This is a genomic window from Planococcus sp. SE5232, from assembly GCF_050686535.1.
In the GTDB taxonomy this organism is placed as follows: Bacteria; Bacillota; Bacilli; order Bacillales_A; family Planococcaceae; genus Planococcus.
Genome location: NZ_JBOGCP010000004.1, coordinates 106514 through 130319, shown reverse-complemented (window position 1 = coordinate 130319; position 23806 = coordinate 106514). Strand labels below are relative to the sequence as shown.

At 45.8% G+C, this 23806-nt stretch carries 22 protein-coding genes; 15 read left to right on the top strand and 7 right to left on the bottom strand.

Features of this window, described 5'->3' with window-relative positions; genetic code table 11:
• The first annotated feature begins 130 nt into the window (after window positions 1–130).
• Both cydD and cydC read left to right on the top strand, forming a co-directional pair.
• Window positions 131–1855 (top strand): thiol reductant ABC exporter subunit CydD, encoded by a 1725-nt coding sequence (cydD, locus tag ACRC6Q_RS14095; protein ID WP_431466854.1) that lies wholly within the window; start codon window positions 131–133, stop codon window positions 1853–1855.
• On the top strand, window positions 1852–3558 hold the full coding sequence (gene cydC / locus ACRC6Q_RS14090) for a thiol reductant ABC exporter subunit CydC (protein WP_431466853.1): 1707 nt from the start codon (window positions 1852–1854) through the stop codon (window positions 3556–3558). The genes cydD and cydC overlap by 4 nt, the downstream gene beginning before the upstream one ends.
• Window positions 3559–4039: 481 nt before the next feature.
• Here cydC and ACRC6Q_RS14085 read toward each other — a convergent pair whose 3' ends face one another.
• A complete protein-coding gene (locus ACRC6Q_RS14085) occupies window positions 4040–4270 on the bottom strand; it encodes a hypothetical protein (protein ID WP_223637131.1) in 231 nt (76 codons plus the stop codon).
• 208 nt (window positions 4271–4478) lie between these two features.
• Between ACRC6Q_RS14085 and ACRC6Q_RS14080 the strand changes: the two genes are divergently transcribed.
• The 3 genes from ACRC6Q_RS14080 to ACRC6Q_RS14070 all read left to right on the top strand — a co-directional run bounded on the left by ACRC6Q_RS14080 (window position 4479) and on the right by ACRC6Q_RS14070 (window position 7326).
• On the top strand, window positions 4479–5498 hold the full coding sequence (locus ACRC6Q_RS14080) for a fatty acid desaturase (protein ID WP_223637129.1): 1020 nt from the start codon (window positions 4479–4481) through the stop codon (window positions 5496–5498).
• 95 nt (window positions 5499–5593) lie between these two features.
• Window positions 5594–6730 (top strand): sensor histidine kinase, encoded by a 1137-nt coding sequence (locus ACRC6Q_RS14075; protein ID WP_223637127.1) that lies wholly within the window; start codon window positions 5594–5596, stop codon window positions 6728–6730.
• The gene (locus ACRC6Q_RS14070) at window positions 6727–7326 is read left to right on the top strand and encodes a response regulator transcription factor (protein WP_223637124.1); all 600 of its coding nucleotides are present in this window, start codon (window positions 6727–6729) and stop codon (window positions 7324–7326) included. The genes ACRC6Q_RS14075 and ACRC6Q_RS14070 overlap by 4 nt, the downstream gene beginning before the upstream one ends.
• A 44-nt stretch (window positions 7327–7370) precedes the next feature.
• Here the strand turns inward: ACRC6Q_RS14070 and ACRC6Q_RS14065 are convergent, their stop codons facing one another.
• Window positions 7371–7733: a DUF2188 domain-containing protein gene (locus ACRC6Q_RS14065; protein ID WP_223637121.1), complete on the bottom strand. Its 363-nt coding sequence runs from the start codon at window positions 7731–7733 to the stop codon at window positions 7371–7373.
• A gap of 111 nt (window positions 7734–7844) precedes the next feature.
• On the opposite strand from ACRC6Q_RS14065, the gene putP reads away from it, so the two are divergent.
• On the top strand, window positions 7845–9365 hold the full coding sequence (gene putP / locus ACRC6Q_RS14060) for a sodium/proline symporter PutP (protein ID WP_223637119.1): 1521 nt from the start codon (window positions 7845–7847) through the stop codon (window positions 9363–9365).
• Window positions 9366–9434: 69 nt separating this feature from the next.
• Here the strand turns inward: putP and ACRC6Q_RS14055 are convergent, their stop codons facing one another.
• Window positions 9435–10985 (bottom strand): BCCT family transporter, encoded by a 1551-nt coding sequence (locus ACRC6Q_RS14055; RefSeq protein ID WP_223637116.1) that lies wholly within the window; start codon window positions 10983–10985, stop codon window positions 9435–9437.
• 194 nt (window positions 10986–11179) lie between these two features.
• Between ACRC6Q_RS14055 and ACRC6Q_RS14050 the strand changes: the two genes are divergently transcribed.
• Together ACRC6Q_RS14050 and hflX are read left to right on the top strand one after the other, a co-directional pair.
• On the top strand, window positions 11180–11893 hold the full coding sequence (locus tag ACRC6Q_RS14050) for a VOC family protein (RefSeq protein ID WP_223637113.1): 714 nt from the start codon (window positions 11180–11182) through the stop codon (window positions 11891–11893).
• A 77-nt stretch (window positions 11894–11970) separates the two neighbouring features.
• Window positions 11971–13242, top strand: a complete 1272-nt coding sequence (gene hflX, locus ACRC6Q_RS14045) for a GTPase HflX (RefSeq protein WP_223637110.1) — start codon at window positions 11971–11973, stop codon at window positions 13240–13242.
• 226 nt (window positions 13243–13468) lie between these two features.
• Here the strand turns inward: hflX and ACRC6Q_RS14040 are convergent, their stop codons facing one another.
• On the bottom strand, window positions 13469–13726 hold the full coding sequence (locus ACRC6Q_RS14040; protein ID WP_223637107.1) for a hypothetical protein: 258 nt from the start codon (window positions 13724–13726) through the stop codon (window positions 13469–13471).
• A gap of 63 nt (window positions 13727–13789) precedes the next feature.
• On the bottom strand, window positions 13790–15514 hold the full coding sequence (locus tag ACRC6Q_RS14035) for an ABC transporter ATP-binding protein (RefSeq protein ID WP_223637104.1): 1725 nt from the start codon (window positions 15512–15514) through the stop codon (window positions 13790–13792).
• Window positions 15515–15720: 206 nt separating this feature from the next.
• Between ACRC6Q_RS14035 and ACRC6Q_RS14030 the strand changes: the two genes are divergently transcribed.
• From ACRC6Q_RS14030 to ACRC6Q_RS14005, 6 genes are all read left to right on the top strand, one after another.
• Window positions 15721–16584: a DUF6612 family protein gene (locus ACRC6Q_RS14030; RefSeq protein ID WP_223637101.1), complete on the top strand. Its 864-nt coding sequence runs from the start codon at window positions 15721–15723 to the stop codon at window positions 16582–16584.
• 268 nt (window positions 16585–16852) lie between these two features.
• Window positions 16853–17803 carry an ABC transporter permease gene (locus tag ACRC6Q_RS14025; RefSeq protein WP_223637098.1) on the top strand — a complete coding sequence of 317 codons (951 nt, stop codon included), beginning with the start codon at window positions 16853–16855 and terminating at the stop codon, window positions 17801–17803.
• A complete protein-coding gene (locus ACRC6Q_RS14020) occupies window positions 17796–18746 on the top strand; it encodes an iron chelate uptake ABC transporter family permease subunit (protein ID WP_223637094.1) in 951 nt (316 codons plus the stop codon). The genes ACRC6Q_RS14025 and ACRC6Q_RS14020 overlap by 8 nt, the downstream gene beginning before the upstream one ends.
• Window positions 18743–19504, top strand: coding sequence for an iron ABC transporter ATP-binding protein (locus ACRC6Q_RS14015; RefSeq protein ID WP_146558308.1), 762 nt, complete (start codon window positions 18743–18745; stop codon window positions 19502–19504). The genes ACRC6Q_RS14020 and ACRC6Q_RS14015 overlap by 4 nt, the downstream gene beginning before the upstream one ends.
• A gap of 21 nt (window positions 19505–19525) precedes the next feature.
• The gene (locus ACRC6Q_RS14010) at window positions 19526–20485 is read left to right on the top strand and encodes a siderophore ABC transporter substrate-binding protein (RefSeq protein ID WP_431466852.1); all 960 of its coding nucleotides are present in this window, start codon (window positions 19526–19528) and stop codon (window positions 20483–20485) included.
• Window positions 20486–20724: 239 nt separating this feature from the next.
• Window positions 20725–21363: a phosphatase PAP2 family protein gene (locus ACRC6Q_RS14005; protein WP_223637086.1), complete on the top strand. Its 639-nt coding sequence runs from the start codon at window positions 20725–20727 to the stop codon at window positions 21361–21363.
• A gap of 27 nt (window positions 21364–21390) precedes the next feature.
• On the opposite strand, the gene ACRC6Q_RS14000 is transcribed toward ACRC6Q_RS14005, so the two are convergent.
• Together ACRC6Q_RS14000 and ACRC6Q_RS13995 are read right to left on the bottom strand one after the other, a co-directional pair.
• Window positions 21391–22680, bottom strand: coding sequence for an ammonium transporter (locus ACRC6Q_RS14000; RefSeq protein WP_431466851.1), 1290 nt, complete (start codon window positions 22678–22680; stop codon window positions 21391–21393).
• A 12-nt stretch (window positions 22681–22692) separates the two neighbouring features.
• Window positions 22693–23034 (bottom strand): P-II family nitrogen regulator, encoded by a 342-nt coding sequence (locus tag ACRC6Q_RS13995; protein WP_298832635.1) that lies wholly within the window; start codon window positions 23032–23034, stop codon window positions 22693–22695.
• A gap of 121 nt (window positions 23035–23155) precedes the next feature.
• On the opposite strand from ACRC6Q_RS13995, the gene ACRC6Q_RS13990 reads away from it, so the two are divergent.
• The gene (locus ACRC6Q_RS13990) at window positions 23156–23803 is read left to right on the top strand and encodes a uracil-DNA glycosylase (RefSeq protein WP_431466850.1); all 648 of its coding nucleotides are present in this window, start codon (window positions 23156–23158) and stop codon (window positions 23801–23803) included.
• The last annotated feature ends 3 nt before the right edge of the window (window positions 23804–23806 follow it).

Sequence of the window (23806 nt, the reverse complement as noted above, 5' to 3'; positions counted from 1 at the left end):
AAAAGCGAGGTAATTTGTGAACAGAACTGTAACAAACCCCTCTCTAAATCCTCAAGCCATGGGCACCTGACGGGGGTTTCAACAGTGGATGCTTTATAATGGAAGGAGGTAAAGTGAAGGAGAGAATGGCATGAACGATCTAAAACAGCTGGCGTTTCAACGAAAAAAAAGTATGCTCTTCCTGGCCGTAGCGTCGTTTTTAAAAGGGGTTGCGACAATCGGGCAAGCCTTATTTTTCGTGTTTATTGCGGATCGCGTTTTTCTTCAAGATGCTTCATTCGAAAGCTTACTGCCTTTGTTTGGCGGCTTGTTCGCAGCGATACTGCTGCGTGTAGGAGCCGGTTATGCAATTGGCCGGGCGGGTGTCAATCTGGCTGCTGACGTTAAGAATGAGTTTCGAAATAATTTGATAAAGTCGTTTGCTGAAAATCCATTGCTGTCAGCGTCTCAAGGCCAATCCGGCCAGAAGGTCAGCTTGCTGATGGATGCAGTGGATGAAGTCGACGGCTTTTTCAGTAAATATATTCCGCAAATGATTCAAACCTATATCATCCCAATACTGTTGTTGGGTGTTATTTTCACTCAAAATTGGACATCGGCGGCCATCATTTTAATTACGGCCCCGTTCATTCCGGTGTTCATGGCTATGGTCGGAAAAGGGACAAAGAAAAAAGCGGACGAAAAAATGGAGCAGCTCAGTCAGTTTTCCGGTACATTCCTGGATATATTGCAGGGGCTGTCCACGCTTAAATTATTCGGACAAGCTGAAAAGCAGCAAAAGGCCATCCGCAAAAGCAGTTTAAGCTTTCGCGATTCGACGATGGAAGTATTGAAATCAGCGTTTTTATCTTCATTGATGCTGGAGTATATTTCAATGCTGAGCATCGGCATCATCGCGTTGGAGATTGGTCTTCGCCTGGTAGTGTTCGATAGTATCAGTTTTTTCACTGCGTTTTTTATTTTGATTTTAGTACCGGATTTCTTCAATCTGTTGAAGGATTTCGGAAGCGCCTTTCACACGGCACGCGGCAGCGTATCGGCGGCCAACCAGATATCGGCTGAACTTGAGAAAAGCCGTTCTCCATTGATATGGGGCAGTGAAACCATTGCATCTGAGCCGCCGCATCTTTCATTGGAGGGACTTTCTTTCCAGTATGGAGAAGGTTTTTCACTGGCTCCACTCGCTGGAGAAATTCCTCCCTACAGCCAAGTGGCGATTGTCGGCAAGAGCGGTTCTGGTAAAACCACGTTTATGCACTTGCTGGCAGGTCTTTTTCCACAAACTGAAGGCCGGTTGATGATCAATGGAGTACCACGGGAGAACATTGCTGAGAAGTCCTGGTTCGACCAATTAAGTTATATTTCACAAAACCCGTATCTTTTCGCTGGGACCATCCGCGAAAACATGGAAATCGGAGCGGACCGGCCGATCAGTGATGAAGAAATGCTGGCAGCGGCTGAAAAGGCGGGCATTGCGGAAATGGTATTAACGCTTGAGCAAGGTTTTGAAACACGGATCGGTGAGGCTGGACGTGGATTGTCGGGGGGCGAGAAACAGCGGATTGCGTTGGTTCGTGCCTTCCTGAAGAGACCATCGCTGATTCTGTTTGATGAGCCGACGACTGGCTTGGATCTTCGGACTGAACAGATCCTGCAAAACTCGCTTCGTGAGCTGCAAAAAACATCGACGGTCATTACGGTGGCTCACCGTCTGCATACCATTAAGCAGGCGGACCTGATTTTCTTCCTGGAAGACGGCAAGCTCGAAGCCGCAGGAAACCATGATCAATTACTGCAGAATTATCGTCCGTACGGAGAAATGCTTGCTGCGCAGCAAGGAGGTGGCGTACGATGAATGAATTGAAGCATGTGTTAAAACTTACGCTTATGGAAAAGAAGGATGTCTCCATTGCTATCCTCTTTGGTTTTTTAGCTGGAATCGCCAGTGTGGCATTAATGGGGTCAAGTGGTTATTTAATCTCCAAAGCAGCGTTGACCACTCAAATGACGACACTCGTAGTCATGGCTGCCTGTCTGAAGCTATTCGGCTTTGCTTCGGCATTGAGCCGTTACGGGGAGCGCTTGTATTCCCACCGGGCAACATTCACCATGCTAAGCCATTTAAGAGTGTCGTTTTTTGAACGCCTCGCACCGCTAGCTCCTGGAATATTCGGCAAGTACCGGAGTGGAGACCTGCTATCGCGAATTGTTGGGGATGTCGAAAGCCTGCAGAACTTTCTGCTGCGTGTTTTTTATCCGCCCGTGGTACTGGGCATCGTCTTGTTAAGCACCATTTTCTTCAGCTCGTTTTTCTCAATGGGAATCGCTGTTGTTATGCTGATTGGACTGCTGTTGACAGTGGTTGCAGTCCCTGCGCTTTTTTCCATCAGAAAACGGCGTACGGATGGAAAGCTCAGAGCTGACCGGGGAAATCTGGCTGTGGAGGCCACTGAATTCCTTTATGGTTTTCGCGATCTGAAAATCCATCAAAAGCTCGATGCGAAAGAACAGCAATTGAAAAGCGATGCTGCCTATTACAATGAAGGACAGAAAAAAGAGGGGCTGGAAGAAAACCTGGCTCAATCCATCAATTCATTAGTGGCATTGCTGGTTTCATTTTTCGTGTTGGGCGTTGGAGCGTATTTTGTAGCGGCAGGCGAACTTAATGGCTTGTATTTGGCGATGCTTGTCATGATTTCCATTGCCGCTTTTGAAAATGTGGCCCCAATGGCTGCATTCCCCTCTTATTTTGAAGAAAGCCGTAAAGCTGCTGTTCGATTAGAGGAAATTGTAGCGGAGCCGGCTTTGCAGCAAGGAATAGTTAAGCTGCCGAGCGGACCGCTTGATATCAAGCTGACGGGAGCGTCTTTCAGCTATCCGGGAGAAAAGAGCTTAGCAGTTGATGATGTTTCGGTCCACTTGAAACCAGGTACAAAGACGGCGATTGTCGGACCAAGCGGTTCAGGCAAGTCAACGCTTATGCAGTTGATGTTGAATGTGTTCCCGCTTGACCATGGACGATTGTCGATCGGGGGGGAGCCTGTCGAAACGCTCGCACAGGAAAGCATTTGGCAGGAAATGAATGTAGTGCTGCAGGAGAACCATTTCTTTTACGGAACCATCCGCAGCAACTTATTGATCGCTGACCCTAAAGCAAGCGATGAGCAGATGGAGCAGGCGTTGGCCAAAGTTCAGCTGGAGTTGTTTCCGCTGGAGATGAATGTCGAGGAAAAAGGACAAAATTTATCAGGTGGGCAGAAGCAGCGGCTGGCAATTGCACGCGCTCTGCTGAAAGGGAAGTCACTGTGGCTTCTCGACGAGCCGGTCTCTTCAGTCGATAGCCTCACTGGCCACACCATCTATCAGGAATTATTCCAACAGGGCGAGAACGATCTATTCGTCATCATCAGCCATGACTTGGCAGGACTTGAAAAGATGGATCAAATCATCGTAATGGAAAACGGCCGCATCGTGGAAACCGGATCCTACTTAGAACTGATGAAGAAAAAATCATATTTCCACCAACTAAAGCAAATCGAGAATAGTGTATTTGCATAAGAAAAGCGGAAGCGCCCGTGTAGCTCTGCCGGGCATAAGACAGACTGGCGAAGTGGCGTCTTTTCAGCCGCACAGCCAGGTTGGCTTATGACCCAAAGAGCTGGGCGCTGGAGCCTGGACAACAAGAAAAGTGAAAGTGCCTGTTCAGCTCTGACAGGTGTAAGACGCTCTGGCGAAGCGGCATCTCTTCAGCCGCACAGCCAGAGTGGCTTACATCCCGAAGAGCTAGGCGCTTGCAACTGGACAAAGAAAAGCGGAAGCGCCTGTTTAGAACCGACAGGCTTAAGGCAGTTTGCCGAAGCGGCGTTCCTTCAGCCGCACAGGCAAGCGGACTTAAGACCCCGAGGTTCTAGGCGCTGAAGCCTGGACAAAAAGAAAAGCGGAAGCGCCCAAAAGCAGATGCTAACCTAAAAGCACAAAAAAGACCCTGCACCTAATCGTGTGCAGGGTCTTTTCCATACTTGCGGCATTCTCCACCGCCTTACTTCAGCAGCAAGTGTTCATCTTTTTTGGCATCTTCCAACTTCAATTGTTCCAATTCGAGACGCATCTTCTGTGTCTCGATGACAAAATTCTCGTGTTTTAACTTTTCGAGTTCTAACTCCGTGCTGATCATCTTATGCTTAAGTTTGGTCTGTGTTTGAAGATGCGAAGTGATGATACCTGCCAGTGGAATTGAAAAGATCATAATGACGGCAACAAGACCGGTCATATGCCTCACTCCGTTCTGATTTTTCTGATTACTCTCAGTATACACATATCGCTTGTAATTTTAAAGAAGTAGATTTCTTGAAATACATGACACCTGTCATATAGAAAGATAGACGTTTATGTCTTATTGCCATATAATTTTTCCTTTATGATTAGGTTAATAAGTTATCCGGGCTGAAATAGTCCGTATAGAGGAGGAAGACGAAAGCATGAGCAGAGAAAAAACAGCACAGTTACGTAAATTTATCGCTCCTTTTGAAAAAGCCGATGTTAAATCAAGTGTAAGACAATTAGTGAATACAATCCCACCTTTTATTTTGGCATGGTTCCTGGCTTATCAGGCACTTGATGTCTCTATCTGGTTGACCATTGCATTATCAGTAGTAGCGGCCGCATTCGTTATCCGCACGTTCATCATCTTCCATGACTGTACGCACGGATCGTTCTTCAAGAACAAAAAAGCAAATGCAGTTGTCGGTACGATTACCGGCATCATGACACTTTTCGCTTATGAGAAGTGGAAACGCGAGCATTCGATCCACCATGCTTCAAGTGGTAATCTTGATAAACGCGGAGTTGGCGATATCTGGGTTATGACAATTGAAGAATATGTAGAAGCTTCTAAGTGGGAACGCTTCAAATACCGCATGTACCGCAATCCATTGGTCATGTTTGGATTTGGCCCATTATTCCTGGTCTTGATTTCAAGCCGTTTCAACCGCAAAGATGCGCGTAAAAAAGAACGTAATAACACGTATTTGATCAATATCTCCCTTGTGGTCATCTACTCGCTCTTGATTTGGGCAATCGGCTGGCAGGCATTCCTGATCGTTCAGGGAACTACCATGTTCGTAGCTGGAGCATTTGGTATTTGGTTATTCTATGTCCAGCATACATTCGAAGATTCGTATTTTGAAGACGAAAACGAATGGGATTATGTAAAAGCGGCTGTAGAAGGAAGCTCGTATTACCAGCTTCCAAAAGTATTGCAATGGGTAACCGGCAATATCGGTTTCCACCATGTGCATCACTTAAGCCCGCGAGTTCCAAACTACAACCTGGAAAAAGCGCATGTTTCTACGCCACCGCTTCAACAGGCAACAACAATCAATATTAAATCGAGCCTTAAATCATTGCGCTACAAATTGTATGATGCACCAAACAAAACATTCGTTACATTTGGTGATATCAAACACTTGCTTGGCAATTCGAAAACGGCTGAACAATAAGAACCAAACAGAAAAGCCATTCTTAGCGGAATGGTTTTTTCTTTTGCTTATTTTTTGCTATGATTGGGTTACATAGTAAGAAAGAGGAGGCCCTTATGCAAAGCTGGTATCAAATATTTCCTAAAAACCCGTGGTTGAGTCTTTACGCTTGGGTTATCTTTTGTATTTTGCCGTTCTTCTTTATCTTTCGTTCTTCTTCACTGCCTGAAATTATTTTTGGCATTTTTCTGCTATTGCTGTTCTTCATTGCTTACCGGCTGTCTTTCAATTCAAGGACCGGCTTTGTGTATGTTTGGGTAAGTCTGGAGATGGCCATTAACATTGGTATGATCCTGTTGTTCGGTTATGTGTACCTTGCTATCTTTGTTGCTTTCTTCATCGGGAATCTGCGCAATAAAGTCGGTTTCTTCATCGTCTATGGCCTCCATATCGGAACGACGATAATGGCTTTGGTATTCGGTTTTCTCGATCATAATGAATTGTATATTTCGGAGTTGCCGTTCATTGTGCTCAGCATATTGGGTGTGATTCTTCTGCCTTTCAATACCTACAACCGCAATAAGAGAGAGAAATTAGAAGGTCAGCTTGAAGATGCCAATAAACGGATTTCTCAACTGGTCATCATTGAAGAACGCGAACGGATTGCACGTGATCTTCATGATACGCTAGGCCAAAAGCTCTCGTTGATCGGGTTGAAAAGTGATTTAGCTGGAAAGTTGATTTACCGAAATCCAGAATCTGCTTTAAGTGAAATAAATGATGTCCGCCAAACTGCCCGCACTGCATTAAAGGAAGTGAGGGAACTGGTTTCCAATATGCGTGGCACCAAGTTGGACGAAGAGTTATTACGTATTCAACAGATTTTAAAAGCGGCTGAAATTGATTTTGTGTTCTATGGTTCTCCGCAGCTGACCAATACACCACTTTTGGTGGAGAATGTTTTGAGCATGTGCTTGAAAGAAGCCGTGACAAATGTCGTCAAACATAGCAGTGCTACGCGCTGCAGCGTCTTGATCAAGCAAAATCCTGAAGAAATCCTTGTTCAGGTACAGGATGATGGCAAAGGGTTCCCGGAAGGCAATACTTTCCTGCAAGGGAACGGACTGGCAGGTATGCGGGAACGGCTCGAATTTGTGAATGGTTCAGTGGATATTAAGGAAATGGAAGGCACCACCTTGAACATCCGGGTGCCAAACGTGATTCTCTATAGTTCAAAGGAGGCGGTCGAATGATACGGATCGTATTAGCTGAAGATCAGCGGATGATGCTTGGAGCTTTGGGTTCGTTACTGGATTTGGAAGAGGACATGGAAGTTGTCGGTAAAGCATCAAACGGTGAAGAGGCGATTGAGCTTGTCGAAAAACTGCAGCCGGATGTTTGCATCATGGACATCGAGATGCCATTAAAGAGTGGATTGGATGCTGCGGAAATTCTTAAAGATCAGCCGTGCAAGATTATTATTTTGACGACTTTTGCCCGTTCAGGTTATTTTGAGCGCGCTAGAAAAGCGGGAGTCAGCGGATATTTGCTGAAGGACAGCCCAAGTGAAGATTTGGCTACGTCCATCCGGTCGATCATGGATGGGCGCCGGATCTATGCACCGGAATTAGTGGATCTGGCGTATGCTGATGAAAATCCATTGACCGACCGGGAGAGTCAGGTAATGGAATTGATTGCGGAAGGACGAAGCACGAAAGAGATTGCCAAAGAGCTGTTCATCACGACTGGCACAGTGCGGAATTACATTTCGACGATTCTGGATAAACTGGAAGTTGGAAACAGGATCGAAGCCATTTCGCGTTTCAAAGAAAAAGGCTGGTTCAAATAAAAATGCTGCTGTCAGAAGCGACAGCAGCATTTTCTTGTTTATAGTTATTCGTAGAGCGTGTCCGACAAGGAACCATCTTCAGTGTAAATATGCAGTTCTCCATGGTTTTTGTTGACGTAGCGCTTGGCTTCTCCCATCAGGCTCTCTTTGGTATCTTCGATTAGAATCGCTTTCTTGCTGTCTCTTTTCTTTAACTGCCATCCTTCATCATGTTTTCTGATTTCATAGACTGGCCGCTCTTCATCACCTTCCACATTTCGTTTTGCCTGTTCTAAAGCGATCGGGATTGCCCGGCCTTCTTCATAGCCATCACGAAGCAGCGCATTGGCAATTTCAATGGCTTTATTGCGCACAGAATTGTCGAGATTTTTGAACGAATCCGGGTAATCATTTTTGCTCCATGGCATAATAATCGCCTCCTTGACACTCTTTTCCCCGCTTGTATCAACTGTAAAACCGAAAATGGGACTTTTAATATGTGTCAAGAATGTTACACTGTTAAACAAGGAGGGGATAGAATGACAGATACAACCTATCAAATCATTGCTTTAACGATCTATCTGGCAGCCATGCTATTCATCGGCTGGTACGCATATCGGAAAACAGTAAATTTATCCGACTACATGCTTGGTGGAAGGGGGCTTGGACCAGCAGTCGCCGCACTTAGTGCAGGTGCTTCGGATATGTCTGGCTGGCTATTGCTCGGCTTGCCGGGTGCTATTTACCTCGGTGGATTAGTTGAGGTGTGGATCGCAATCGGATTGACAATCGGTGCCTTTTTAAACTGGTTCTTCGTTGCGCCGAGACTACGGATTTACTCGTTCGTTACCAGTGACTCTATCACGATTCCAAGTTTCCTGGAAAATCGTTTGAAAGACAAATCACGGTTATTAAGAATTGTTTCAGGTATTATCATTTTGATCTTTTTCACATTCTACGTATCATCAGGAATGGTAGCTTCTGGATTATTCTTCCAAAGTTCATTCGGAATGGATTATCATCTGGGGCTTGTCCTGGGATCGGTAGTCGTCGTAGCCTATACATTATTTGGTGGATTCCTGGCGGTCAGTTACACGGATTTTGTCCAGGGCATCATGATGGTGCTGGCGTTGATCGCAGTACCGGCAATTGGGATTTTCGCTACAGGCGGATTTAGCGAAACCGCTGCAAGTATTCGTGAAGTTGACCCGAATATGTTAAGCCTGGTTTCCGGAGCTTCGACAGTGGGAGTTATTTCTGCGGTGGCCTGGGGTCTTGGTTACTTTGGCCAGCCGCACATCATCGTCCGCTTTATGGCGATCAAGACCTTGAAGGAAGTACGCATAGCCCGCCGCATCGGTATGGGCTGGATGATTTTCAGCCTTCTTGGAGCAACTGCGACAGCGCTTATCGGGATCGCTTACTTCCAGCAGAACCCTGGAGCAACTTTAGTGGATCCTGAATCGGTCTTTCTTGACTTGAGCCAGATCCTGTTCCACCCATTGATTGCCGGATTTGTACTGGCTGCTGTTTTGGCTGCAGTAATGAGTACAATTTCTTCTCAGCTTTTGGTGAGTTCATCTGCGTTAATCGAAGATTTATACAAAATCGCATTCAAAAAAGAATCTTCGCCAAAAGGCTATGTAAACTTGGGGCGGATTGCTGTAGCATTGATTGCAGTTATTGCCGCTTACCTGGCATGGGAACAGAACAACACCATTCTCGGCTTGGTTGCTTATGCTTGGGCAGGGTTTGGTGCCGCTTTTGGACCCATCATCTTGTTATCTTTGTTCTGGCGCAAACTGACTTCAAAAGGCGCTTTAGCGGGTATGATCGTTGGTGCTGTCACAGTCATTATCTGGGATCTCATCGGTACGGCTGCAGATGATCCTGGAGCTACTGAGATGACGAATTTCATCGGCAGTGTCTACGAAATCATTCCAGGATTCTTCCTGTGTTTGCTAGTCACTTGGCTAGTTAGCCTTGTTACTTACAAACCGGATGCACAGATTGAGAAAGAATTCGACGAAACAGTTCGTTTGATCAACGAAGACAAATAATTCTCCGAGCAAAAAGGCGTACAGCTCTTTCCAAATGGAAAGGTTGTACGCCTTTTGTCGGTCATTCGATTATTTATCGCTTTGTTTTTTGTTTTCTTTTTCCATAAGCTTGAATCGCTGTAAATCGGATTCCCGAATAGGCAGTGATTCTTTACGGATGATTTTAGTGAAGGACCACAGCATGATTATCAGCAATACCGTGAACGGCAGGGCGGATATCAGAGAAGCGGTTTGCAGGGCTCCCAGTCCACCTGCATACAGCAAAACTGCCGCAATCGCAGCCATCAGCACACCCCAAACAACTTTAAAGATTGTAGGTGGATTCAGGCTTCCGTAACTAGTCATCGACGCCAGAATATATGTAGCGGAGTCGGCAGAAGTCACGAGGAAGGTAAAGATCAGCAAGATTGCAAGAATGGACATGATCGGTGTAAATGGCAGCACTTCGAAAGTTTGGAACAACGCCGAGGTCAGATCGTTATTGACAGCTTCGGCAATTCCTGTGCCCTGATTCAAATCGTACCAAAGTGCCGTGCCGCCGAACACGGCGATCCAAACGCAGGCAATGGCCGGTGGAATGACAAGAACCCCCACGACAAATTCGCGGATGGTCCGCCCTTTGGATACGCGTGCAACAAACGCGCCGACAAACGGAGACCAGGCAGTTGACCAGGCCCAATAGAAGATGGTCCAGCCCTGAACCCATTCGCCATTTTCATAAGGTTCAAGGCGCAAACTGTAGGAGATGAATTTGGTGATGTAGTCGCCGGTCGCTAAAGTGAAAGTCTCCATGATAAAGACGGTCGGCCCTGCAATAAAGACGAATATCATGAGAACCAAAGCCAAACCAAGGTTTAAATTACTTAAGTACGCAATACCCTTTTTTAGGCCGGTGGAAGAAGATATGGTATAAGCGATGAACATGACAATGATAATCCCTAATTGTATCGGGAAAGCGTTTTCAATGCCGAATACCGCATTTAGCCCACCGTTCATTTGAAGCACGCCCAAGCCGAGGGATGTGGCAATCCCCATGACTGTAGCAATAACAGCAAGGGAATCAATCGAGTGTTTGACTAAGGGCTTTCTGCCGAGCACCGGTTCAAGGGCCGTAGAGACCAAGCCCGGTTTCTCTTTACGAAACTGGAGAAATCCGATGACGAGGCCAACAATGGCGAAGACCGACCACTGGCTGATGCCCCAATGGAAAAACGAATAGCCCATGGCAACTCTTGCTGCTTCCGGCGTTTGTGCTTCAGCGCCGAAAGGGGTGGTGAAAAAATGGCTCATCGGTTCAGCTACGCCCCAAAACACAAGGCCGGCTCCGAAACCGGCAGAAAACAACATGCCGACCCATGTAAAGAATGGGAATTCCGGACGGTCATTATCGGCGCCAAGCCGGATGCTCCCATATTTGGATATGGCGATGATGATGAGAAAAAGTGTAATGATAAAAATTGCGAGTAAATAGAACCAGCCGAAATTCAGGGTTGTGAAACTGAATAGGTTTCCTGCTACTTCTCCGAATTGAATGGGTGTGGTTGCACCGAAGATAACAAGTACAATAATGACGGCGGCGGATACTATAAATACAGGATTTAAAAACAGTTTTTTATCCATCACGACCTCCTATAAACTTTTATATAGTTACCCTACCGAATATTCAGAAAAAATACCACCCATTTTGGTAAAAAAATCAAATTAATAGTTTGAATAATCAGAAAACTTCGGATTTGGTTTTTCTACTCCGATAAAAAGGGAAGAGAGGAAGCAATAGCGAACGGTTAGATAAAGTAGAAAAAGTGAGGTGCTTTATGGAATTGGATCACATTGTTCATTTTGTCCGCCAAACTCCCCAAAAGGCGACAGCCGAGTGGCAGCAAAAAGGATTTCATGCAGCTATTGGCGGCCGGCACGAGAAATGGGGAACTTTTAATGCACTGCTGTATTTGAAAGACTGCTATATTGAGTGGCTGACAGTCGAAAAAGCAGAAATTGCGTCTCAGGCAAATCATCCGCTCACCCGATTGCTGTTGCATGACCAAGTCGGTTTTGGGACGATTTGTGTACGAACTGCTGCTATCAAAAAACTGGATGAAGAATTGCGAGACCGAGGGGTCAAGACATCAGGAGTGTTGGATGCGGAGCGCCGGACAGAAGCCGGACAGCTGATCAAGTGGAAGATGCTGTTCATTGAAGAAGAGATATCCGCACGGCTGCCTTGTCCGTTTTTCATTGAATGGCAGGAAACAGATGAACAACGCTACAGAAAATTACGGGATACGGGAGCTATTGAAGCTTCAAACGAAACATTGGCAATCGGCCGTTGCGTATTTGGAGTAAGGGATCCGGAAGAAACCGCAGCTGCTTGGCGGAAGATTCTCGGCGGCAGCCTGGAATTGGAGAATTGCCGGATTGAATTCAGAAAAACCGATCAGCCGCAGGAACGTCTGGAAGAAGTGCATTTTGCGGACGGCGAAAATAAAGTGGAATTTGAGCATGGCCAGTACTGGTTGCCCCGTCTGTAGGGGGCAGCAAAGAAACTGTGGTAAAATGGAGGAATCGAATAGGAATTTTCCTTTCCTGAAATAGGAGGACAACATAAATGGATGAATTACAAGAAAGAGCGGTCATTGTCGGTGTCCAGCTCCAAAAAGATCTGCATTTCACTTACGGAATGGAAGAACTGCATAACTTGGCGGAAGCCTGCAATGTGGAAGTAGTAGGAGAAGTTACACAAAATCTGGACCGCATTAATCCTTCGCATTATGTGGGGAGCGGAAAAGTAGAAGAAATTAAAGCCTTTTATGAAGAATCGGACGCAAACTTGGTGATTTTCAACGATGAACTGTCGCCCTCGCAGATCCGGAATTTGGAAGAAGACTTGGAATGTAAAGTTATCGACCGGACCATGCTGATTTTGGATATCTTCTCGCGGCGTGCAAAAACACGTGAAGCACAGGTGCAGGTGGAATTGGCGCAGCTTCAATATATGTTGCCCCGTTTGATCGGCCTGCGCGCATCGCTTGGCCGCCAAGGAGGCAGCAGTAGCGGTGGCGTAGCCAACCGTGGAGCCGGGGAGACGAAGCTTGAGCTGGACCGCCGAAAAATTGAAGATCAGATTTCAAAGCTTCATAAAGAGCTGGAGCATATCAAGGATCAGCGCGTCACACAGCGCAAGCAGCGCACCAAAAAAGGCATGCCAGTCGTATCACTGGTCGGCTATACAAATGCCGGAAAATCAACTGTCATGAATGGCTTATTGGCGAAAACCGGACAGAATGAGGAAAAGCAGGTATTTGAAAAAGATATGCTGTTTGCCACACTCGAGACCTCTGTCCGCCAGATCCGTCTTGAGGACAACAAAAGCTTCCTGCTGACGGATACGGTCGGATTTGTCAGCAAACTGCCGCATCACCTGGTAAAAGCTTTCCGCTCCACATTAGAGGAAGCCCGAAATGCGGATCTATTACTGCACGTCGTCGATGTTTCAAACGAAGAGCACCGCTATATGATGGAAGTGACCAATCTGACGCTGCAGGCTGTTGGAGTGGAGAACGTCCCGACTCTGTATGTCTACAACAAATCAGATCTGGCAGGCGTCCGTTACCCGACCGTAAATGGGGACGGCTTATGGATTGCGGCAAAAGAAGGCAAGGGTCTGGATGAACTGCTGGAAGTCATCAAGAAACGGATTTTTGCAGATTACGTCACTTGCCGGATGGTCATTCCATTCGATCGAGGAGACATCGTCGCTTACCTGAACGAACAAGCAAGTATTCTGGAAACGGAATACGAAGAAGAAGGCACTTTGCTGAAAGTGGAAATGAGCCATGCGGATTATGACCGCTACCAAGAGTTTGTCATCGGGAAATAGAAAGTCAAAAAGGGGCTGTCCCATAAGTCCCTAAACTAAAACCGCTGGAGAAAAATCATTGATTTTTCTCCAGCGGTTTTTGCTTTGTATGCAGTTTTTGGGGGTTTTATTTGAAAAAAAGAATGGTTTTGTTCCATTAATAGAGCTTACTATCCAAGTTGGATAAAATACTTTCTGTTTGGGTTCAAATACTTTCCGTAAACGGCTGAATACTTTCTAATAAGCTCTAAATACTTTCCATGCCTTCAAAAAGTTCAGAAATGGGATATATTCGATCTTTATAACTCCCGGCGAATGGCATATTTGCCGATTTCAACATCTTGGAGGCGGTAGTAGTGGAATGAGTTCCAGTGAATTCCCACTTGCTCATGGTCGTTTTGGCCAAGGGATGGTAATGCACCAATGCATCGAGATGAGCGGCCGGATCACAATGGCCACAAATTCTGATACGCCACATTCCCCGGCGGTAATTCCAGTCACGCATGACGCAATACACCTCTCATAAATGAATCGGACAGCCTCTATTTTTACTTGTTGGTGTGATTTCTTATTGCTGAAACTGAATGCGGTGCAGATTTGCAAAAATGCCGTCAGTTTCCAGTAATTCGCTGTAGCCACCCTGTTCGGCAATGCCGTCTTCCGTAACGACGATCACACGATCTGCATCACGGATTGTGGCCAGGCGATGGGCGATGATCAAAGTCGTCCGGTTTTCAGCGAGCGCTGCCAAAGCTTCCTGGATGACACGCTCTGTTTGGGTATCGAGTGCAGAAGTGGCTTCGTCCAATATGAGGATCGGCGGATTTTTCAGGAACATGCGGGCGATAGCCAGGCGCTGTTTTTGGCCGCCTGACAATTTCAAGCCGCGTTCCCCGATCTGTGTATCATAGCCATGCGGCAATTTTTGGACGAAATCCTCTAAATGCGCTTTTTTGGCAGCAGCAAGAATTTCGTCTTCAGTGGCATGCCGCTTGCCGTAAGCGATGTTCTCGCGGATCGTTCCGGTAAACAGGAAAACATCCTGCTGGACGATGCCGATCTGCGAGCGCAGGGAATGCATGGTCATATCCCGGATATCCATGCCATCGATGGAAATGGAACCTTGCTGGATATCGTAGAATCGGGGGATCAATGAACAAATCGTCGTTTTTCCGGCACCTGATGGCCCGACAAACGCAACGGTCTCTCCGGCGCGCAATTTCAAATCAATCCCTGATAAAACAGGTTTGTTGTCGTCATAGCCGAAATGGACATTATCAAAACGGATGTCTCCATTTAATCCTTCAACGGCAACGGCATCTTTCCGGTCATTGATGTCGGGTGCCTGTTCGATCAAATCACGGAAACGGCTGAAACCTGCCATGCCTTTCGGATAAAGTTCAAGCAATGCACTGATTTTGTCGATCGGTTTGATCAAAACATTCAGGAACAGCACAAAACTGACAAGTTCCCCGTACGATAATTCACCTTGAAAATTAAGCCAGGCTCCATAAACCAAGACAACCAGAGTCAACAGACGGGTCATCATATAGATGCTGGAATGTGTTGCTGCCATGACTTTGTAAGCGACCATCTTCGCCAGGCGGAAACGGTCATTGTCTGATTTGAAGCGTTCGATTTCAAACTCTTCATTTGTAAACGATTGGACTACACGTGCTCCAGAGACGCTGTCTTCCACGCGGCCGTTGACGTCAGCGATTTTTCCATACATGTTGCCCCAGGCTTGGTTCATCTTGATATTACAGAACGTAATGAGCCAGATCAGGAACGGAATGACGATTAATGTGACCAATGCCAGTTTCGGGTTTATCCAGAACATGATGCCGAAAGCCCCGAAAAATGTCATGATGGCGATAAAAAAGTCTTCCGGTCCGTGGTGGGCGAGTTCGCCAATGTCGAACAGGTCGTTGGTCACGCGGCTCATGATGTGGCCGGTCTTGGTGTTATCGAAGAAGCGGAAAGACTGTCGTTGGACGTGGGTAAACAGCTCTTCCCTCATATCGGTTTCGATATTGATGCCCAGTTTATGGCCCAGATAGCTGACGATATACTGTAATAACGTACTTAATAGGAAGACGGCCAACAACAGGAAGCTGACAGTAGTGATCGTTCCCCAGTTTCCACTTGGAAGCAGGTCGTCGATGAACCATTGGACAGCGACCGGAAATGCCAGTTCCAAAATAGCCACAAAGACGGCGCTGGAAAAATCAATGATAAACAGCCGTTTATGCGGCTTGTAGTACTTAAAAAATTGCTTTAATTTCAAAAACATCCACCTCGTTTTTTTCTCACAATGAAAAGTATAATCGAAAATGGAGAAATAGACGAATGGTATTTGGGTATATAATGAATATGGAACCTTTTTCAAGGGCTTACGTAAGTATAGAAACAACTAAAAACAATGGGCTATTTTTCAATACACTCCATTGAACGGCAAAATCGGAAAGAAGGATAAAAACCAACAAGGGGGCGAATACTTTGAAGAAATGGATATTGTTTATGAGCACAGCTACTTTGGCGATTGGCCTCTCCGCTTGTGGAGAAACAGCGGAACCGGCGTCTGGAGATGTAACGGCAAAAGGTGAAAACAGCGATTTGACGGCAAAAGAGGTGTATACCAAATCGGTAGAGGCTTCTGAGGGCATTAACAGTCTTCATGCAGATATTGAAACAGATCAGGTGATGGCGATGCAGCCTGATGGCATGGTGATCAATATGAAAGTGGATTCTTCCATGGACATGACGGCTGAACCGCTGGCTTTCCACCAGACGGCCGAAACTTCCATCGTGTCTGAGGAGATCGACAATACAAATCCGATGACGATGGAAATGTATTTCACGGAACAAGGAATGTATATGTATGAAGAAACAATGGCGACTTGGCTGAAGATGCCAGATGAAAGTATTGATGACCTGAAAGGCTTGGCTGATCAACAGACAGCTGATCCTTCTCAACAGCTTGAAGAATTAGCTGAATTCCAGGAAGATTTTACATTTGAACAGACAGCAGATGAGTATATCTTGACACTGGATGCTTCTGGAGAAAAATTTAAAAAATTGATGGATCAGCAGTTGGAGAAAACTTTAGGCCAAATGGAAATTGAAGCGCAAATGGCACTTGAAGACATGACCATCCATTCAGTGAACTACATTCTCACGATCGATAAAGAAACTTTCCTGACAAACAGCATGAATATGCAAATGGACATGGATATGAATATAGAAGGCGACATGATGAACATCAAGTCGGATGTACAGGCCGATTACAGCCAGTACAATAAAATCGAAGCCATCACCATACCAGCTGAAGTCGTGGAGCAGGCACAGGAAATAGCAGGTTGATAGTACTGGTTGAGAAATTAAGCGTTCAATAAGGATGAAGAGATAAGAAAGCAAAGAGCACGCCACATTGGTGTGCTCTTTGCCTTATGTTCTGACTATTTGACGAACTTTTGACAAATGCTCACAATTCTCATCTAAATGAAAATTATTCTCAATTATTCATTGACTCTTCTTTTCATCATGCTATACTGAAATCTGTAAGCAGTGATAATGATTATCACTATCGAATAATCAATATTGTTTTATTGAGGACAGATGAGGGACAGGAATGAAGAAACGTTATTTAATACCAACATTAATCATACTGTCAATCATTTCCTTGTTTGTCGGGGTCAGCAGTATCAGCATTGTTGATTTGCTTGATTTCCAATCGGAAGAGACACAGATATTCCTGATCAGCCGTCTGCCAAGGCTGGTCGCGATTTTGCTGGCGGGTGCAGGGATGAGTATGGCAGGACTCATCATGCAGCAGTTAAGCCGCAATAAGTTCGTGTCTCCAACGACGGCAGGTACATTGGACGCCACTCGGCTTGGGATTCTGGTATCGATGCTGATGTTTGCCAATGCATCGATGCTGGAAAAAATGACAGTGGCTTTCGCCTTTGCGCTTGCCGGTACCTTTCTTTTCATGCAAATTCTAAATCGCATCAAATTTAAAGATGCTATATTCATTCCTTTAGTGGGTTTGATGTTTGGGAACATCCTGTCGTCCATTACAACATTTTTCGCTTACCGGGCGGACGTTATCCAGAACATGTCCGCTTGGCTGCAAGGTGACTTTTCGATGGTCATGAAGGGGAGTTATGAACTTCTCTACATCAGCGTTCCGGTCTTTGTCATCGCTTATCTATACGCCAACCGATTTACGGTAGCAGGTATGGGCGAAGATTTCTCTAAAAATTTGGGGATGAAGTATCGGAGTGTCGTCAACATCGGTTTGACACTCGTAGCCTTGATTACGGCGACGGTAGTTTTGACGGTGGGGGTTATCCCATTCCTTGGGTTGATCATTCCGAACATCGTGTCGATCTTCAAAGGAGATCATCTACAAAAAACATTGCCGCATACTGCAATGCTTGGAGCTATTTTCTTGCTGATGTGCGATATCTTGGGAAGAGTGCTGATTTATCCGTATGAGATTTCCATTAGCCTGATGGTCGGTGTTATCGGAAGCTTTATTTTCCTCTTCTTATTGTTTAGGAGGAAATCGTATGCGTGACCTACATAAGATGCTCATACTAGTCGCTTTAGCTTTAGCGGCTTGTGGAGTCTATCTGTTTCAGGACCTGAACGGGAGTTTCGATTACGCATTGCCGAGACGTGGGGTAAAAGTGTTTGCCATGGTTTTGACGGGAGTCGCCATCGCATATGCGACGGTTGTCTTTCAGACCATCACCCATAACCGGATATTGACGCCGAGCATTATGGGCTTGGATTCACTGTATATGCTGCTTCAGACGGTGCTGATCTTTTTCCTGGGTTCAGATCATATTACAATCGTAAACAAGCAAGTGAATTTCTTGCTGTCGATTGCTGTAATGGTAATCTTCGCCTTGTTATTCTACCGCTTGCTCTTTAAAAAGAACGATCGGCCGATCTACTTTCTCTTATTGGTCGGCATCATTTGCGGAACGTTTTTCAGCAGTATTACGACTTTCCTCCAAGTGCTGATCGACCCCAACGAATTCTCGATCATTCAGGACCGGATGTTTGCCAGCTTCAATAATGTCAATTCTGATTTGGTGTGGACCTCACTGGCCATCATCACTTTGCTGATTGCATTCGCCTGGAAACAAAATTCGTCCTTGGATGTTCTGACGCTGGGGCGGGATACAGCGATCAATCTCGGTGTAAACTACGACGCATTGGTAAAACAGATGCTGGTTCTGTCGGCTGTCTTGATTGCAATTGCCACGGCCCTGGTCGGACCGATTACGTTTTTCGGTTTGATTGTCGCAAACTTATCCTATCAATTCTTCACGTCATATAAACATTCGGTCTTATTGACAGGATCTATTGTCATCAGTGTAGTCGCCTTAATCGGTGGCCAGTGGGTAGTGGAGCGGCTCTTCACTTTCAATACGACATTGAGCGTTATCATCAATTTCATCGGTGGAGTCTACTTCATCTATCTACTATTAAAGGAGAGTCGATCTAAATGATCCAAGTTCGTGAATTGACAAAGCTATACGGCAAAAAACAAGTTGTGGAAAATGTCTCTGTTGATATCCAACGCGGCCAGATTACGTCCTTTATCGGACCGAACGGTGCTGGGAAATCCACATTGCTTTCTATGGTCAGCCGTCTTTTGGATGCCGATACCGGAGAAGTCCTCATTGATTCAACCAATACCAAAAAGTTGAAATCCAATGAGTTCTCAAAACGTGTATCGATCTTAAAGCAGTCCAACTATATGAATGTCCGTTTGACAATTCGCGAGCTTGTCTCTTTTGGCCGCTTTCCTTATTCAAAAGGCCGTCTGAATGATGAAGATGAAAAAATGGTGGACCAGTCAATCGATTACATGGATTTGAAGGAAATGGAGAACTCCTATCTGGATGAACTTTCAGGTGGTCAGCGCCAACGCGCATTCATCGCGATGGTCATTGCACAGGACACCGATTATATTTTATTGGACGAGCCTTTGAATAACCTGGATATGAAACACTCTGTTCAAATCATGAAGATTCTGCGCCGTTTGGTCGACGATCTCGGCAAAACCGTGGTCATTGTCCTTCATGACATCAACTTCGCATCTGTCTATTCCGACCGCATCGTAGCCTTGAAAAATGGCCGGGTGGTCAAAGACGGTACGACAGAAGAAATTATCCAAAGTGCTGCATTAAAAGAAATCTACGATATGGATATCCCGATTCAGCAGATGAACAATTGCCGGATTTGCGTATACTTCAATTCTTAAAAAAGAGGAGCTCGAAACGATATGAAGAAATGGTTATTGGTGGCATTTACCCTTATGATGGTGGCTTTCCTTGCAGCTTGTGGATCCACTGAAGAAACGACGGAATCCGATACAGCAACTGCTGAGGCGGAAGAAAAAGAAGAAATGACAGTTACGCACGAACTTGGTGAAACGACTTTTGACAAGAACCCTGAAAAGGTAGTCGTATTCGATTTTGGTGTTCTTGATTCAATCGACAAATTAGGTGTTGAAGCTGTTGCTGGAGTTCCACAGGAATCTTTGCCGGCTTACCTTGAAAAATATGCTGACGCTGAGAAGTACGAGAACGTCGGTACGTTGAAAGAAGCGGACTTTGAAGCGATCAATGCTATGGAGCCGGACTTGATCATCATCTCTGGGCGCCAGGCTGAAATGTACGAAGAGTTTTCTGACATCGCCCCAACTATCCATATGGCTGTAGATACTACTGATTACATGGGATCGTTCAAATCAAACATGACCACTCTGGGTGAAATCTTCGGTAAAGAAGATCAAATCGTTGAAGAGTTGGCAGCAATTGATGAACAAATCGAATCTGTAAAAGCAACAGTAAGCGAATCTGATGAAAAAGCATTGATCACTCTTGCCAATGAAGGCAAAGTAAGCGCATATGGCGCAGCTTCACGTTTCGGCATCATCCATGATGTGTTCGGTGTCAAACAAGCTGACGAAGGCATCGAAGCTTCAACTCACGGCCAAAGCGTTTCATTTGAATACATTTTGGAAACAAACCCGGACATCATGTTCGTGGTTGACCGCAACGCTGTAGTTGATAGCGGCACAAGTGCTGCAGAATCTCTTGAAAACGAATTGGTTGAAAAAACGAATGCTTACAAAAACGATAAAATCATCTACTTGGATCCGGATTTCTGGTACTTGTCAGGTGGCGGATTGCAGTCTGTCGCTCAAATGATAACAGACATAGAATCTGCATTCGAATAAAAAACAATAAAAATCAGCGGGAATCCAGAGGATTCCCGCTGATTTTCTGTTTGTATGCTTCGACGATGGGCAGCCCTTGGTTCTGACAAATGAAGATGTTCTGAACTTTTTAAAATGGTTGATGGTGTGCTTGAGCTGCAGTGAGTGGAAGGGCATCGAGTCCGTTTGCCGATAGGGCAGGCGGGCTTTTCGTTTTGCATATGTTAAAATATAGGTATTGATGAAAGAGGGTGGATGTCTTGAAGCGTCTTTTTTATCCGTTGGCAGTAGCGGCATTGCTTGGCTTTTTTGCCATACTCGTAAATTACTCAAGTGAGTCCATTATTCGGATCGATCGGTCTGCAGGAGAGTTACTCGGTGGCAGGACGCTGCTTAGCAGCATGTCATTTTTAGGAGATCCTTGGATGATCATTTCTGTCAGCCTCTTATTGCTCGTCTATCTTTGGTTGTTCCAAAAAAACTATCGGGCAATGTTGTTTGTCTTTTTTGCGGTAGGTGTGGGGAATGTTCTGAATCAGTTAATGAAGGGCTGGTTCGAGCGTCCGCGACCGGAATTACCGGATGCTTTGGAGTCCTTCAGTTTCCCGTCGAACCATGCGATGGTCGGTTTGCTGTATCTCTTTACGTTGGCTTATTTTGTTTCTGAAGGGAGTGCTTCCCGGACATCGAAGGCAGTGGTCTGGCTGGTGGCTGTCGTGTTGTCCGTGACTGTCGCCTTATCAAGAGTGGCAGGTGGAGAACATTATTTTTCTGATGTAATTGCCGGGCTGTTTGCTGGATATGCGTGGTTTGTTGGAGTGGCTGTCTGGTATGAACTCCGTGAGCGACTGTTTCGTAAAAAGACAAGTATTGAAAAAGAAGAGGAATTCCTGGACTAGACAGGAATTCCTCTTCTTTTGCTTTGTTCAGGAGATCGATTTCTGGGAAGAAGGTGTCTCTCCCAATTGATTCAACCGGTGGGCAAACGAATCGTTGCGTCCGGTCGGTGAACCCTGCAGAACATCCTGCATCGAATATGCTTGTGAGCCGTGCTCTGAAAAGTCCAGGCCTGCTTCTTCGTCTTCTGCTGTGACCCTTAGCGGCACGATGCTGCCAACGGCGAAGAGCACCAAGCCTGTTGAAACCGAAGCCCATGCAATTACGGCGAGAACGCCGACTGTCTGGATGCCGAGAATTTCTGCTCCGCCTCCGTAAAGGAGTCCACCCGTGGTATCAAATAATCCGATTGCAAGCGTCCCCCAGATACCTGCAATACCGTGAACGGAAATAGCTCCGACCGGATCATCGATGCGAATTTTAGAGTCAAGCAAGCGAATCGCTTCGGTCATGACAACTCCGGCTATCAACCCGATAGCAAGAGCGCCGACAAGAGAGACGTTCGCTGCCCCTGCGGTAATGCCGACAAGGCCGGCAAGTGCGCCGTTCATCGTCAGGGAAGCATCGATGCGGCCGTAGCGCAACCGTGTATATCCAGCGGTAGCGATAACCCCGGCTGAAGCTGCCAATAAGGTATTAGCGATTACCGGAGGCACGAGGGCAGGATCGGCTGCCAAGGTGCTGCCTCCATTAAATCCGAACCACCCCAGCCAAAGGATGAAAACGCCTAATGCGCCAAGTGGTAGACTGTGGCCGGGAATTGTATTGACAGACTTTCCGCTGTACTTGCCAAGGCGTGGACCGATTTTCCATGCTGCTACAAATGCAGCCACCGCACCTGTTAAATGCACTACAGTGGATCCTGCAAAATCGATGAAGCCGATCTGTGACAGCCAGCCGCCTCCCCATACCCAATGTCCGACAATTGGATAGATGATGGCGGTCATAGCGATGGTCAGCAAAATGTATGCGGATAAGTTCATCCGTTCAGCCACCGCCCCGGAAATGATTGTTGCACAAGTGGCGGCGAAAACTGCCTGGAAAACAAAGAATCCAATATCTTCGACCCCTGAAAGAGCAAATCCTTCAGTGCCGATCAATCCGAAAGAAGAAGGACCGAACATTAGAGCGTATCCCACAATAAAGAAGAGAATCGAGCCAAGTGAAACGGTGATCATGTTCTTCATTAAAATATTCAAGGTGTTTTTAGAACGTGTAAATCCTGACTCCACCATTGCGAATCCTGCATGCATGAAAAATACCAGCATAGCCCCGAGCATCACCCATATCATATCTACTGAACTTTGAACTGCTTCCATCCAATCTCCTCCTTATCCAATTGCGACTGTGCCGCGTTCTTTTGTTCTGATCCGTATTGCTTCCTCTACCGGTAAAATAAAAATTTTCCCATCCCCAACCTGGCCGGTTGAAGCGTAGTCCAACAAAGCTTGAATAATATCTTCGACTTTGTGGTCCTCCACCACCATCTCCAGTTTCAATTTCGGAGAAAACTCCATTGTGTAGGCATTCCCGCGGAACAATCCGACTCGGCCTTCCTGCTTTCCGATTCCGGCAATTTCCGTTACACTCAAACCGTCTATTCCTTCAAGTGCCAAAGCTTGGCGAACGTCTGCGAAAACGGATGGCCGAATAATCGTTTCAATCTTTTTCATGTTATCTCCTCCTTGATGTTAGGTTTGTTAACATATTAGTTTATATTTTCTGATAATGCAAGAGTTTTTTTGAATTAATGTTAGGTTTTCTAACATAAAATAAAAATAGAGGTGAATTTGGATGTATAGAATTTCAGAAGAAGTAGCTGCAATGGGAAAAAAACGGATTGAGGGATATCCGGTTGATGGCTTTGTATGGGGGAGTGGACCGAAAAATCCGGCGATTATGCTCGTAGGGGAAGCGCCGGGAGAAAATGAAGTGGAAACGGGCATCCCATTTACAGGGCGAGCAGGAAAAGAATTGATGGCTTCTCTGCAAAGTGTTGGTTTGGCAAGGGAGGATGTTTATATCACCAGTGCGGTAAGAAGCAGACCTTATAAATGGGGAACCAAAAAAAAGCGCAACGGAGAAATCATCGAAAGAAAGTACAACCGGCCACCGACCAAAAAAGAAATAATCGCCCATGCGCCTATTTTGGATACCGAGATTCAAGACGTCCGTCCGCCGCTGATTGTAACTTTAGGGAATGTCGGATTGCAGAGATTGATCGGTCCCAAAGCGAAAGTCATGGAACTTCATGGAGTGCTGATGGAGACGCCGATTCTATATTGGGATGACGAAGATGGCCATTTCAAAGAAACGGCTGAAATTTACCACATTTTCCCTACCTTTCATCCAGCCAGCGTATTTTATAATCCGCCTGTTCGAACGTTAAAGGATGCTGATTGGCAAAAATTGAAAAGTTTGCTTGGTGATGTGAATGAATAATGG

Excerpts from the sequence above, each read along its gene's own strand:
- cydD (WP_431466854.1), top strand. The coding sequence starts at position 131 with ATGAACGATCTAAAACAGCTGGCGTTTCAACGAAAAAAAAGTATGCTC.
- cydC (WP_431466853.1), top strand. The coding sequence starts at position 1,852 with ATGAATGAATTGAAGCATGTGTTAAAACTTACGCTTATGGAAAAGAAG.
- ACRC6Q_RS14085 (WP_223637131.1), bottom strand. The coding sequence starts at position 4,270 with ATGACCGGTCTTGTTGCCGTCATTATGATCTTTTCAATTCCACTGGCA.
- ACRC6Q_RS14080 (WP_223637129.1), top strand. The coding sequence starts at position 4,479 with ATGAGCAGAGAAAAAACAGCACAGTTACGTAAATTTATCGCTCCTTTT.
- ACRC6Q_RS14075 (WP_223637127.1), top strand. The coding sequence starts at position 5,594 with ATGCAAAGCTGGTATCAAATATTTCCTAAAAACCCGTGGTTGAGTCTT.
- ACRC6Q_RS14070 (WP_223637124.1), top strand. The coding sequence starts at position 6,727 with ATGATACGGATCGTATTAGCTGAAGATCAGCGGATGATGCTTGGAGCT.
- ACRC6Q_RS14065 (WP_223637121.1), bottom strand. The coding sequence starts at position 7,733 with ATGCCATGGAGCAAAAATGATTACCCGGATTCGTTCAAAAATCTCGAC.
- putP (WP_223637119.1), top strand. The coding sequence starts at position 7,845 with ATGACAGATACAACCTATCAAATCATTGCTTTAACGATCTATCTGGCA.
- ACRC6Q_RS14055 (WP_223637116.1), bottom strand. The coding sequence starts at position 10,985 with ATGGATAAAAAACTGTTTTTAAATCCTGTATTTATAGTATCCGCCGCC.
- ACRC6Q_RS14050 (WP_223637113.1), top strand. The coding sequence starts at position 11,180 with ATGGAATTGGATCACATTGTTCATTTTGTCCGCCAAACTCCCCAAAAG.
- hflX (WP_223637110.1), top strand. The coding sequence starts at position 11,971 with ATGGATGAATTACAAGAAAGAGCGGTCATTGTCGGTGTCCAGCTCCAA.
- ACRC6Q_RS14040 (WP_223637107.1), bottom strand. The coding sequence starts at position 13,726 with ATGCGTGACTGGAATTACCGCCGGGGAATGTGGCGTATCAGAATTTGT.
- ACRC6Q_RS14035 (WP_223637104.1), bottom strand. The coding sequence starts at position 15,514 with ATGTTTTTGAAATTAAAGCAATTTTTTAAGTACTACAAGCCGCATAAA.
- ACRC6Q_RS14025 (WP_223637098.1), top strand. The coding sequence starts at position 16,853 with ATGAAGAAACGTTATTTAATACCAACATTAATCATACTGTCAATCATT.
- ACRC6Q_RS14020 (WP_223637094.1), top strand. The coding sequence starts at position 17,796 with ATGCGTGACCTACATAAGATGCTCATACTAGTCGCTTTAGCTTTAGCG.
- ACRC6Q_RS14015 (WP_146558308.1), top strand. The coding sequence starts at position 18,743 with ATGATCCAAGTTCGTGAATTGACAAAGCTATACGGCAAAAAACAAGTT.
- ACRC6Q_RS14010 (WP_431466852.1), top strand. The coding sequence starts at position 19,526 with ATGAAGAAATGGTTATTGGTGGCATTTACCCTTATGATGGTGGCTTTC.
- ACRC6Q_RS14000 (WP_431466851.1), bottom strand. The coding sequence starts at position 22,680 with ATGGAAGCAGTTCAAAGTTCAGTAGATATGATATGGGTGATGCTCGGG.
- ACRC6Q_RS13995 (WP_298832635.1), bottom strand. The coding sequence starts at position 23,034 with ATGAAAAAGATTGAAACGATTATTCGGCCATCCGTTTTCGCAGACGTT.
- ACRC6Q_RS13990 (WP_431466850.1), top strand. The coding sequence starts at position 23,156 with ATGTATAGAATTTCAGAAGAAGTAGCTGCAATGGGAAAAAAACGGATT.